Origin of the sequence: Gordonia sp. NPDC062954 (assembly GCF_044543825.1) — a bacterium.
GTDB classification, from domain to species: domain Bacteria; phylum Actinomycetota; class Actinomycetes; order Mycobacteriales; family Mycobacteriaceae; genus Gordonia; species Gordonia tangerina.
Map to the genome: position 1 here is coordinate 1 of NZ_JBITWL010000049.1, position 11,962 is coordinate 11,962.

At 64.1% G+C, this 11,962-nt stretch carries 12 protein-coding genes; 5 read left to right on the plus strand and 7 right to left on the minus strand.

The features are described from left to right. Positions 1-384 precede the first annotated feature (384 nt). The gene (locus tag ACIGKQ_RS24735; RefSeq protein ID WP_396575140.1) at positions 385-915 is read left to right on the plus strand and encodes a DUF4352 domain-containing protein; all 531 of its coding nucleotides are present in this window, start codon (positions 385-387) and stop codon (positions 913-915) included. A gap of 92 nt (positions 916-1,007) precedes the next feature. Here ACIGKQ_RS24735 and ACIGKQ_RS24740 read toward each other — a convergent pair whose 3' ends face one another. Both ACIGKQ_RS24740 and ACIGKQ_RS24745 read right to left on the minus strand, forming a co-directional pair. After that, positions 1,008-1,133, minus strand: a complete 126-nt coding sequence (locus ACIGKQ_RS24740) for a hypothetical protein (RefSeq protein ID WP_396575141.1) — start codon at positions 1,131-1,133, stop codon at positions 1,008-1,010. Between the two features lie 570 nt (positions 1,134-1,703). Further along, positions 1,704-2,060 carry a DUF2200 domain-containing protein gene (locus tag ACIGKQ_RS24745; protein ID WP_396575142.1) on the minus strand — a complete coding sequence of 119 codons (357 nt, stop codon included), beginning with the start codon at positions 2,058-2,060 and terminating at the stop codon, positions 1,704-1,706. A 259-nt stretch (positions 2,061-2,319) separates the two neighbouring features. On the opposite strand from ACIGKQ_RS24745, the gene ACIGKQ_RS24750 reads away from it, so the two are divergent. Then, entirely contained in the window at positions 2,320-2,622 is a 303-nt protein-coding gene (locus ACIGKQ_RS24750; RefSeq protein WP_396575143.1) for a transcriptional regulator, read from the plus strand. A gap of 23 nt (positions 2,623-2,645) precedes the next feature. Here ACIGKQ_RS24750 and ACIGKQ_RS24755 read toward each other — a convergent pair whose 3' ends face one another. Further along, positions 2,646-4,313: a thiamine pyrophosphate-binding protein gene (locus ACIGKQ_RS24755; RefSeq protein ID WP_396575144.1), complete on the minus strand. Its 1,668-nt coding sequence runs from the start codon at positions 4,311-4,313 to the stop codon at positions 2,646-2,648. After that, the gene (locus tag ACIGKQ_RS24760; protein WP_396575145.1) at positions 4,310-5,098 is read right to left on the minus strand and encodes a cyclase family protein; all 789 of its coding nucleotides are present in this window, start codon (positions 5,096-5,098) and stop codon (positions 4,310-4,312) included. Before ACIGKQ_RS24760 ends, ACIGKQ_RS24755 begins: the two co-directional genes overlap by 4 nt. A gap of 229 nt (positions 5,099-5,327) precedes the next feature. Between ACIGKQ_RS24760 and ACIGKQ_RS24765 the strand changes: the two genes are divergently transcribed. Next, positions 5,328-5,861, plus strand: coding sequence for a hypothetical protein (locus ACIGKQ_RS24765; protein WP_396575146.1), 534 nt, complete (start codon positions 5,328-5,330; stop codon positions 5,859-5,861). 275 nt (positions 5,862-6,136) lie between these two features. Here ACIGKQ_RS24765 and ACIGKQ_RS24770 read toward each other — a convergent pair whose 3' ends face one another. The 3 genes from ACIGKQ_RS24770 to ACIGKQ_RS24780 all read right to left on the minus strand — a co-directional run bounded on the left by ACIGKQ_RS24770 (position 6,137) and on the right by ACIGKQ_RS24780 (position 9,177). Further along, entirely contained in the window at positions 6,137-7,603 is a 1,467-nt protein-coding gene (locus ACIGKQ_RS24770; RefSeq protein WP_396575147.1) for a DUF1254 domain-containing protein, read from the minus strand. A 681-nt stretch (positions 7,604-8,284) separates the two neighbouring features. Then, the gene (locus tag ACIGKQ_RS24775) at positions 8,285-8,533 is read right to left on the minus strand and encodes a hypothetical protein (RefSeq protein ID WP_396575148.1); all 249 of its coding nucleotides are present in this window, start codon (positions 8,531-8,533) and stop codon (positions 8,285-8,287) included. Positions 8,534-8,538: 5 nt separating this feature from the next. After that, positions 8,539-9,177, minus strand: coding sequence for an ADP-ribosyltransferase (locus tag ACIGKQ_RS24780; protein WP_396575149.1), 639 nt, complete (start codon positions 9,175-9,177; stop codon positions 8,539-8,541). Positions 9,178-9,484: 307 nt separating this feature from the next. Between ACIGKQ_RS24780 and ACIGKQ_RS24785 the strand changes: the two genes are divergently transcribed. Further along, positions 9,485-9,826, plus strand: a complete 342-nt coding sequence (locus ACIGKQ_RS24785) for a hypothetical protein (protein WP_396575150.1) — start codon at positions 9,485-9,487, stop codon at positions 9,824-9,826. A 7-nt stretch (positions 9,827-9,833) separates the two neighbouring features. Continuing rightward, positions 9,834-11,936 (plus strand): hypothetical protein, encoded by a 2,103-nt coding sequence (locus ACIGKQ_RS24790; RefSeq protein WP_396575151.1) that lies wholly within the window; start codon positions 9,834-9,836, stop codon positions 11,934-11,936. The last annotated feature ends 26 nt before the right edge of the window (positions 11,937-11,962 follow it).

Sequence of the window (11,962 nt, forward strand, 5' to 3'; positions counted from 1 at the left end):
CCCGCTCACGAGTCTCCTGATCGAACTTGCGTGGTGCAGCCATACCGACATTCTCCTGGTGAGATCACGGTCTCCACCAGACCCAGGACGGCTCAGATTAAACCCAACGAGCAACGCACATGGTGCGTCGCACGTTGGTTACCGAGCGCGCGGTCTCTCGGTAGCGTCTCGGGAAGGACTTTCTCTTACATGACAAATCAGTACCCACCCTCGGGCGGCGATCCCTCGCAGCCCGGCCAGCAACAGCCCTACTATCCGCCCCCCGGCAACGGCCAGCAGTACAGCCAGCAGCCCGGCGGATGGCAGGGACAACCACAGTACCCCGGCCAGCCCGCTCCCGGACCGGCCCCAAAGAAGAAGCGGAAGTGGCCGTGGATTCTGGGAGTGCTGGTCGTCCTTTTGATCATCATCGTCGCTGTCGGCCAGGGCGGCAGCAGCGACTCTGGTGACACCGGCAGCTCGAGTGAGAATGCGAATTCCGCATCTGGCGATGACAACGACGGCGAGTCCAGCGCTGGCCTGAACACCCCTGTGCGCGACGGTAAGTTCGAGTTCGTGGTGTCCAACGTCGAGGGTGGTCTCGCTGAGGTAGGCGAGAACGAGTTCCTTCGCGAGCAGGCACAGGGACAGTTCGTCATCGTGTCGATGTCGGTCAAGAACATCAGCGATGAGCCACAGTCCTTTGACCCAAGTTCACAGAAACTCAAGGACACAGAAGGTCGCACGTTCGAACCGGATACGACAGCTCAGATTGCCTTGGGTGGCTCAGATGTGCCGGTCTGGGACAACATCAACCCGGGCAACGCCGTAGACGTCAAGGTGGTCTACGACATGCCGCAGGGCGCTGTTCCGGCCTCGATCGAACTTCACGACTCCATGTTCTCTGGGGGTGTTGAGGTCTCGCTCCAGCAGTAGCCGCAGATTTCGACAACGGGCGCCCCAGCAGGGGCGCCCGTTGTCGTTTCTCGGCCACCCCAACTTCCCGGAGTTGCCCACCGAACCGCAGTTCAGTGTTGCGCCACCACCGAATTCACCGCTGCGTACAGCGCCACCTGCACGTCGATCAGAATGGAATCCTTGGCCAGCGCCATTCGCAAGCCGGGAGCGCAATCGAATGCTCTGCTGCTGAACACAACAGCCGTCCTGTGAATCTGATTCGGTGAGAAGGTCGACCGAGAGAATCTCACCTGTCTTCAATCGGCGTTGATAGCTGTTGCCCTGCTGGGCACGATAACCAAGCGCAAGGAGCTCGCTATGAGATTCCGCTGGACGCCGCGATCTTCACGACGTCGTCCAAGTCCAGGTAGCCCTGACAACTGGGCGCAGACAGGGCCCTGAGGGTGGCTCCACGCGATTCCGTCGTTTCAGATCTCTCGCCTCGATCGCGGCGCGGAGTCAAGCCACTGCCTGACCGATGTCCGGGCCACCTACCCGGTGCAGATCCCACAGGGCGATCACAGGGTCCACGACCCCATCTCCTCCCCGACTGCGCGCAGTCGCCCACAGCGCGCGGTCGCGCGGCACAACGGCAGTCAGGGTCGCATCAGCTCGTGTTGCAGGAACGAGGTAGGCCCCCTCTCAGGTATTTGTTTCCAGCTCGGGGACCTCGGGGCAGCCACTGTCACCAACCACGACAGCAAGGGACAGCCCCGCCTTCGCCCTCGCGGTTCAAGTACCAGTAACCCACTCGCACGGCCAGAGACCTACGCACTCCCCCGCAGAATCGACGTCATCTTCTTCCCCTTGGCGACCTCGTCGACGAGCTTGTCCATGTACCGGATCTTCTGCATCAGCGGGTCCTCGATCTCCTCGACGCGATGCCCGCAGATGACGCCGGTGATGAGTTCGGCGTTCGGGTTGAAGTCAGGCGCTTCGGCGAAGAAGGTCTTCAAGTCGGTTTCGTCGGCGATCACCTTCTCCAAGCCGGCATCGTCATAGCCGGTGAGCCAGGTGATCACCTGGTCGACCTCCGCCTTCGTGTGGTCCTTGCGTTCGGCCTTGGCCACATAGTGCGGGTAGATGCTGGCGAAGCTCGTGGTGAAGATCCGGTGCTCTGCCATGATCGCCTCCTTCGTCGGGTGGGGATGATTGTGCCAGGCGGTTCGGCTACGCCACCCCTTCGCCGGAGGCAGTGCGGTAACGACTGATCACACATATCGTCCGTACTGCCATTGGCGCCGGTCCGCGCGCAGGGGCCGTGACTGCCACTCAGCCCAGCTCGCCGACGAATTGATGTCGATGTGGCGGCTCCCGTGACTCCAGCTGTGAACGACCCAAAATCGCTCGCTGCCGGAGCCCCCGGCGAGCTACTGTGCTGCCGTGTCGGAATACCCAGCGATCGTTCCCCCCGGCGGGCAGTTGCGTGATGTATTGGTCGATGCCGGGCTGACGATCGACGATGCCGCTGCCCAGATCGGAGTGTCCGCGGATCGGCTCGCCAACGTCATGGCGGGCCGCGAGCGCATCACGCCGGGTCTGTCGCGTCGGCTGGGTGACTTACTCGGGCAGTCGCCGACGTTCTGGGCGAACCGGCAAGCCGAGCGTGATCGGCGGGTCCAGGAGGCGGCGCGAGCTGTCGCCGAGTGGTCGGCAGGATTGAATCAGCGCCTTGCAGAACGGTAACGCCGACAGCGTCAACACATCGCTCAGTGCCCCGCGAACGCTTCCGCCAGCCACCACGACCCCCCGTCGTCGGCGATCTTCGCATCGATGACGAGCGGCCGCGCCGAACCCGCTTCCCGGTGGCCGTCAACCCACGCGCGCACCGCATCCAGATCGTCGACACTGCGCACCGTGACACCCTCCGCCCCGAATCCGCGAGCGATGGAGGCGATATCGGTGTCCGGGAAGGTGACCGTGTCGTGGTCGCCGTCGGTGAAGTGATGCACCTCGGCGCCGTACGCGGAGTCGTTGTAGACGATGACCACCAGCGGCAGGCCGAGGCGGACTGCGGTGTCGAGTTCAGCGATGCTCATCAGGAAGCCGCCGTCGCCGGTACCGAGAACGGGTAGCCGATTCGGTTGGGCGAGTGCGGCTCCGATCGCGGTGTACAGGCCGAGGCCGATGGATTGGTAGGCCTGGGTGAAGCAGAAGCCGTTCTCATCCGGCACCGACAGGTGGGTGGACGGGTAGCCCATGAAGTTGCCGGAGTCGATCGCCAGCACCCGATCGGCGGGCAGGATCTCGTCGAGCGCGATGGTCAACGCGCGCGGATCGATGCGGTCGGCGGTGGAGATGTCGTCGACCGGAACATCCTGCCAGCGTGACGATTCGGCGATGCGCGAGCGGACGTCATCGGTCCGGTAACGCGGCACCGGAGCCGCGCCGACACGCCGGATCTCGTCGAGCACGTCAGCGGCGGTCAGCCCGCAGTCGCCGACCACACCGAGCTCGACCGGGCGGTGCGCGCCGATCGCGTCCACGTCGTCGTCGACCTGCACCACCCGGGTGTCGGCGCCGATCAGCTTGCCGTGGCGCATCGTCCATTGATTCAGTGCGCATCCCCAGCCGATGATGAGGTCGGCGTCGGAGATCAGCTCGGCGGTCGTCGGCGACGAAAAGCCGCCGGAGATACCGAGATCGAACGGGTCACCGACGAACAGTCCGTTGGCCACCGCCGACGTCGCCACCAACGCGCCGGTGGTCGCAGCCAGCGCCGCGATCACCGGACCCGCGTTACGCGCGCCCCGACCGGCCACGAACACCGGCCGCTGCGACGCCTCGATCAAACCCACCAGGTCACGCACCGCGCCAACATCCGGCCGCACCCGCGGCTGCTCGAATCTTGGCGAGATCGGCCCGTCCACCGCCGCCGGCATCGCAGCGACGTCGATGGCCACATTCAGCACCACCGTGCGACGTTGCGTGACAGCCGTCCGGTACGCGCGCACCACATCGGCCACCACCGAGTTCACCGAGTACACCCGTTCGCTGACAGCGCCGACGCTGCGCACCAACGCATCCTGATCGATGCGGAAGTTGGACCGCAGGGCCGCGGCAGGGCTGTCGGCGGTCAGCACGATCATCGGGGTGCGACTCTTGGCGGCCTCGGTGATACCGGTCATCGCGTTGGTGAGCCCGCATCCCTGGTGCAGCGACACGATTCCCACGCGCGACGACATGCGGGAGTAGGCGTCGGCCATCGTCGCCGCGCCACCTTCGTGGCGGGCAGCGGTGAACGGCACCCCACCGGCGCGCAGCGCGTTGGTCATCACGAAGTTGCCGCTGCCCACCACCCCGAAGCAGTGGCCGGCACCGAGGTCGGCCAGCACGCGGCCGACGACGTCGGCGACGGTCGGTCCGTAGGTGCTCACGCACCCGCCTTGTCCACCACAGCCAGCACCCGCGACGGGCTGCCGGTGCCGCCGACGATGGGCAGCGGACTCACCACCAGCATCGCGCCGGTGGCCGGCAGCGCGCCGAGGTTCCGTAGCGAGGTCAGCCCGTACTTGTCGTTGCCGAGGAAGTAGTAGTGCACCGGGAAGACGGGGTCGAAGCCGCCGGCCATACCGGCGTCCACGCCGACGGTTTCCACGCCGAGGCCGGTGATGTCGCGCTGGGTGGCCAGCCATTCGGCGCAGTCCACGGCGACACCCGGGGTGTGTGAGCCGGTGTCGTCGGCGTTGAGGAACTCCTCCTGCGACCCGCCGCGCGTCTCCCACCCGGTGCGCAGCAGCAGCCATGTGCCGGCGGTGAGTTGGCCGTAGGCGGTCTCCCACTCCTCGACGTCGGCGATGGTGAGCAGGTAGTCGGGGTTGTCGGCCACCTTGGCGGTGAGGTCGATGACCGCGGCCGGCCCGATCAGTCGCTGCACGGGGATCTGGGAGACGTCGTCACCGTCGCGGCCGGTGATCCAATGGACCGGCGCGTCGAGGTGGGTGCCGATGTGCTCACCAGTGTGGATGTTGTTGTGCCGCCAGAACGGACCGGGCTCGTTGTAGGCGCTGACCTCCTCGAGGCTGAAGTCGATGAGGTTGACGAACGGCTCCGGCAGCCGCAGCGCGGGCGTCTCGGCGCTGAGCGGGGTGGTCAGGTCGATGACCTCGAGGTCGCCGGTGGACAGGGCGGACAGGAAGGTCGAGATCGTCGGGGCGGGCATGAGGTCCTCTCGTCGGTGCCGGGGCGGTGCTTCCTCCATTGTGTAACGACAAGACGGTCGTTGGGCGCAGGCTTCGTGTCGGACCCGTCTGCTAGAAGTCAGCCATGGAGTCGGGGAAACTCAAAATCGTTGACGGCACCGATCGGCGGCTCTCAGCCGTTGCCCAGGAGAAGACCACGTCGGGCAGTACGCGACGGTTCTACCCATCTCCGTTTCGACGCTGGTCTCTGTGTACCTGCTTCTTCGGCTCGATGGCCAAGGCAGCCAGATGGACGTCTTCAAACGCGCGATTACTCTCGACCCGAAGTACCTTGTGATGCATAGCGCTCGTTGGTTGCGGGTTCTTCGTGCGGTGCTTGCGGCGAATTTCGTTGTGTTGACTGCAACCACGATGGCCTTCGCGAGTGTCTACGTTTTCGGTGGCCAATTGCTCTTCGGCGCAGCCATCGCGTTCCATCTCGCTCGAGAACACCAGCGAAGCCTCGGACCCGCGACCCGCCTTCTGGTCACAACATATGCGGTCTGGCAGACCTCGCAGATCGCCTTTATCGTCGCCGCCGCCGCTTTGTTCCCGGCAGGATGGCGCGCGGCCGTGGCGGCGTTGACAGTGGCCGCCCTGCTCGCGCTGGAACCGCGACTTTTTCATACGCAGCTCGGGGTCGCCATGACCGCGGACTCGGCCAAACAGCAGATCCTGAAGTTGAACAAAGCCTTGGTGACAGCTGGGCACGGTAGCCTGATCTCGGATCCCCCACCTGCCTGAATCAGAGCACAACTCTATCGCTCATGTCCGAGGTAGAGTTCAGCGCTCTATGCCCGCCAAGAGCATCACCGACCATCCTGACGCACCGGCCGACTACCTGGCCGCCTCGCTGCTACCCGACAGCATCGATCGGTTCACCACCGAGGCCACGCTGCTCCTGTTGTTCTTCGCCGCCACCACCGATCCAGACGACGAACTGCCACTCCAGGCGATCGCCGACCTGAGTCCCACGGCCATCGACATTCCGCGGCGGGCGATCAGCCGGTCAGGTCGGCTCAGTCCGCCTCGATGTCTCCCGGCTTCCAGGTGCCGTCGAACCAGGCCTCCAGCGGTCCGTAGAGCCGCAGCAGCGTGAACCAGCCTTTGCCCGCAACGGTCTGGACCCAGTTCGTCGCGAGTTGGATCGGCTCGTCGGGGCCGAAGACGATGTCGACCGAGCCGTCGTCGTTGTAGACCAGCGCATCACGTTTGCTACTGCGGCCCGGCAACGGCTGACCGGTCTGCAATTCGGATCTGGTCTGTGGGTCGTAGACCGTCACCGACCAGAAGTCGGCCGCGGGAGCGTCCGCCGGCAGACGCATCCGGTAGGTCTTGGCGCCGTCGAGCGGTTCGCCGTCGGCGTCGAGGGTCACGTAGGCGTATTGCGACCCCTTCCCCACCATCTTGAGCGCCATCGACGGCGTGTTGACGGTGGCGCAGTAGAAGAATGTGGTTCGCCCGTCCAAGAATCGGCCGCCGGCTCCTTGGTCGCGGAGAAACTGGTGGTCGCCGCCCGGGAACGGGTTGAGCCAGCGACGATCCGGGTAAATCTGGAAGCCGTCTTCGCGAGGCCGGAATCCCAAGGCGCGCGCCGTTCCGTTGCCGACCGCGACCGCGTCGGTGAGGATCTTGCGCATGCGCTCGTCGGGGGCGAACGGCGCCTCTTTCGTGATGCCGATCGAGGCCAGTAGGCCGCGGGTCTCGGCGTCGATGACGCCGACCGGCTCCTTGGCGATGACGTGCGCGACTTCCTCATAGAACGTGAAATCGTTGGCGTGCACGGTGTTCATCTCTTCACCGGACGCCGACGTCCACTCCATCGCGGGCGGATCGCTCCGCTCGGAGAGCGGATACACCTTGACGCCCTCGGTGAACATGGCCACCGCAGCGTCGGGCTTACCGTCGACCAGGAATCCGCGCAGAATCAGAAAATTCACGGCGCTGGGGGATTCGGCGACGAACCAGCCATCCGGCCGCTCGCCGTCGTAACCCGGTGGGACGATCAGATAGGTGCCGCCGGCGCCCCGATCAGGTCCGGGCATCCCCATGTCCACCACGAACCGAAACCAGGCGTCATCCACGGTGCCCGGGCCGCATCCGGGCGGCACCTCGACAACGGTCGCGCCGTCACGCTCCAGGTCGAGCATCGCGAAGGCATACACCGTATCGGAGTTGCCGGTCAGAAACAGCGGATTCGAATCGAGGAGCCGGTCGGTGATGCCGCCCTTGTGGCACGCATCCATGCCGAGTTGCAGCATCCCGCGGCGCAACCCCTCTAGCGAGGCGGCGGGGATGCAGTTGAGGAACGCTTCCACGCCGCGAAGGAAGTCGAGATGGTCGAACAATGTCTGCGTTGTCTCCGGAGTGGGTACCCCGTCGGCGAACTGGAGTTCGCCGATACGCGTCGACACCGTGTCCGGCGTCATGATGCTGCTGGGGATCGGCGTGTTGTAGCCCGCCATCGATTCAGACTCGCCTGTCAACTCATACTCCTTGCTACCCGTCGAGCCGCCGAGGTGGCTCACCATCACTCGAATGCGAACGACCCGGCGCGTGCAACTGCCCGGAGGCGAGGTCCGTCGATGTGAACAAGATGACTCTAGCGTCGATCATCTGCCGACGCGCTGAGTTCGGGAGGGGCCGCTCGGGGTCACGAACGTCTCACCGGCACGGGGAACAGCGGCCGTACGACGACGGAACTCGGTGTGAAGGCATGATGATTGCGTCCGTGTCTTCGAATCGTCGAAGACAGCGATCACGGATCTCGTGAGCGGGCTTGCTGAGGAGGAGACGACCGGCGGCGCAGCTCTGGCGGTCGGAGCCCTGCAGCAACGGGTCGGGGCGGCATGTGATCCGCTGTACTCGGACAATGGGTTCGGCCTTATCTTCTTCTGGTTGCCGATTGTCGCCTTGGGACCCTTGTCGTCACCGGCATCGCCTATGCGGCACTCATCCGAGGAACGTCTCGGCTTGCATACGCCGCGCCGGCCATCACTTTGATCATCGCGGTTTTGATCGTGTGGGCGATGGACGTCAAGGTGAGTCCCACGGCCATCGACATTGCGCGGCGGGCCATCAGGAGGTGAGCGCAGACCGCCCAATGCGAAGGACGCAGAACGACGACATCTGATTGTGGTACCAGCGCTGTGTTCCCTTGCGACACTTCAGCGCTTCGCAGCAGCCTCTGCTACGAGGTCGGCATACCCTCGGCGCTCCAGACTTCGAATCAGGCGCTTGGACGGCTCGTGCTGAATCAACCAGTCGAGCAGCTCACGCCGCCGATCGACATCGTCGGCTCGTGTCAGCCGCAGGTCTGCGAACAGAGCTCCGACCGATTGCGGCACCGGTGGAACATCGCCCACCCTGGTGTGCGCACAGTCATCCAGGACGCGCTCGTTCGGGGTCGTGGCCATCGCGCTCACCTCACATTCACATGGATCTCGAGAATGCCATCGCCACCGGCGGCAATAGCCTCAATGTACATCGCTGCAGGTCCGAGTAGTAGTTCTCGCTGACCGGCGAGGAGCGGGTCACCCAGCCTGGATACCCAAATGGCGCCGGTTCCTGCCCGTACCCGTAGCCGCAGTACCACCGGATCTATGCCGGGGTCAGTGAACGCGATGCCACCGACCCGCGTGGTGCTCGTTGCGATGAATCCGCCGCGCGGTACCGTTCGCCCCAGCAAGGACGCCAAGTCCGTGGATTCTCGGCCAAATATCGACCGGGCGTTCCGAATACCGCGCCATACGATCACATCGCGCTGCAACCGAAGCCGGTCTAGCAGGCCATCGAGCAGATCAATGATGCTGTCTTCCTCGCGATCACCGTCATCCTCGTGCCGACCATCAAGAAGTCGGCGCTGAATCTGTACATAGAACCGGTCCATCCCCTGCCAACGTCGGATCGCGTACAGCTCGTTGTGATCGAGGTCGGCGTGGGCGCACGCAGCGTCAAGCATCTCCTCGAGCTCTTGGGCGTCTCCGTCCGCAGGACCGCCCAGCGGCTCCTCTGATTCTGGCGTCAACGCACCCCTCCTGCGCTGCAGTGAGCTGTTCACCAAACTAGAGATGCGGACCGACACATTCGTTCACCGGCTCCCAGCCGGTTCAGCCAGCCTGCACCGACACCACGACGCCCCATTCGGCTGGGATCGCCGACGAAACGCTCCCGATTGTTACGGTCGGTGAGCGTTCAGTGTTGCGTTGTTCAGACAGAACCGCCGTGCCGATGGAACCAAACGAACCTCTCATGCGTCCAAGAATCGCGCCCTGCCTTCCCCGGCTGCCCACGCACGTTGCATCCGGCCTGGTTGTGCGCCTATTCCAGCGAACTGGTAAGAACACCATGAGGGGGTACAAGTCGGGATGTCGGATTTCGTTGTCGATCCGTCGGCGGTGGCCGGCGCAGCACAATCGATTGCCAGTTCAGGCCAGCGCATCAGTGGATTGACGCTCGGGGCCAGCTTCGGCGAGTTGAGCGGGGCTTTCGAGGGCGCATCTGACCCGATGCGCGCCGCCGCAGCACAGGGTGACCAGGCCGTCCAGACTGCCCTTGCCAATGCCGGCGATCACGTCCAGGGGTGGTCGGAACTCATCATGGGCTTCAAGGGCACGGCCAAAGAGATGGACGAGAACAACTCGACGATGATCCGTCAGGCTGTTGCCCTGCCCAGCCAACGCGCCTACGACCCGTACAACGAAGACTGAGCCCGCGATGACACCCACGTATGACCAGGTGACGGCGTGGCGGCCGGAGACCATGTCGTCAATCGCCGCAGCCGTGCGCAGCCTCCAAGAGGGCATCGACGCCGAAGCCCCGCTCATCGGCAACCCAGTCTTGAACCTGACCACCAACCAGTGGAAGGGATTCTCCCGGACCGCGGCGGACGGCCGCGCCGAGAACGAGTCGCGGTGGCTGAAGAATGTCGGCGCCAAATTCGGGGATCTGGCCACATCATTGGAGGACTGGCCACCACAGATTCGCGGGGCCATGGACGCCCTCAAAGGACTCAAGGGAGACGCGGCCGACCAGGGCTACATGCTGCGCACCGGCGACCCCGGATACACCGTCGATTTCGTGAAGGCGAACGCGCCGGACGGCGCCGAGTTCGACCAGGGGCTCGCCGACTCGTGGAGCAGCAGGTTGCTGGAGGCCGCCGAGTACGCAGACACGACCGTGCAGCAGGCGTCGACCGCTGTGGCCAATGTCCTCGATTCGATCAGTGCGCTCACTCCTGAGTCGATCGCCCAGAACAGTTCGACGATCGACCCGTCCAAGGCAGCCGGTGATGCGCAGGCGATCCTGAGCGGCACGGCGACAGGTGAACAACGGGCACGTTTCCAACGCGCGACGCAGCTGACGCCGGAACAGTTGGCGAAGCTGAACCGAGGCGAGAGCATCGATCTGTCGCCCGAGCAGATGAAGTATCTGCAGCTGGCGACTGGAGCTGTCGACGTCGGTAGCGGGGAGGTGAGCGGCATCTCTGCGTTCGACAGCTTCGGAAGTAGCCAAGGCGACGAGTCGCTGCGCGCCGGTTTGGCCAACGGTCTGCAGGTCATCTCGAACGAGAACGTCCACAGCTCGACGGGCAACGGCGGATTCGCGATGCTCCCTCAGACGATCAAGGATTCGGTGTCTCGGCCGGACCTGGTGACCCGAATGACCAATGGGGTCGACCTGCGAGGCGTCAAGGAGAACAGCGCGCTCGGACGACTTGTACAGGCAGGCGATTCGCGATATCAGGCCGGCAGCGAGCTCGACCGCTCGCTCACCGAAGTCGCGCGCAAATACTCCGACGCAATCGCCTGGGACGAACAGGAATCGCCGAGGGCGACCGCGGGCGACTCTCACGATGGCTCAGCCCCAGGACTCGGAGCCATGCCAGCAGTGTCCGGTGCGGACAGAGCAGGAGTGGAGGACATTCTGGCCGGTGTCGGCCGCGACAAGATCGCGGTACATGAGGCATTCAGCGGCGAACACGGCCAGGATTTCATCCACGATCTGATGACCGTGCAGTGGAAAGATGACGGGGCAGCTGCGGGAACGTTCGTCAACACGACCGCCGACGACGCTCTCGTCGACAACCCTGCTGACCCCAACGACGTCTACAATTCACTGCTTACTGGCGGAATCATGGAGCAGGTCGCGCAGTACGCACACAGCCATACGGGTTGGGAGTCTTTGAAGGACATCCCCGGCGCCGATCACGACTCCGTTGGGCAAGTGAATCCGAAGTTTCTTCAGTCCCTTGCGGAAGGCATGAAGCCATACGCTGCAGAACTCGCGGGCGACAACAACCCGCGTATCTGGACAGCAAGCCCGACAGATGCCGGTCCCACAGGGTTCCACGCGGACAACGTCATTCATTCGGACGGCAAGAACGATTTTGAGGGCTCGTCCCGACTATTTGCACTGCTGGGAACAGATCCCGACGCTGCCAAGACCTTCTACTCCGGCGCGATGGATGCAATCGCGGTCGAAGCCCAAGAATATGCTGCCGATCCCAATGCCGGAACGGCAGCAGACCACATCACGACTATGGGTAATCTGCGTGGGCTTATGGACGAAGGCTTAACCTACGCCTCAGACGACGCCGCCAAATCAGCGTACGACTCGGCGACTGAGACGTGGAAGACCAAGAAAGCTGCATACGACACATTCATGCAGGCGGCGTCCTCCGGTGCAGATAGTAAGGCGCCAGGATCCTCTGCTGGCCTACAGGCAATACGTGGCAGCCTGGAGAGCGCTTTAGCCTCGATCCACCGATTCGTATGCGCTCGGTCGGTGCGGGATAGGCGAAATGCCCTGTCTGAGTGACAGAATGGGACTTGCTTAGGGTTCCA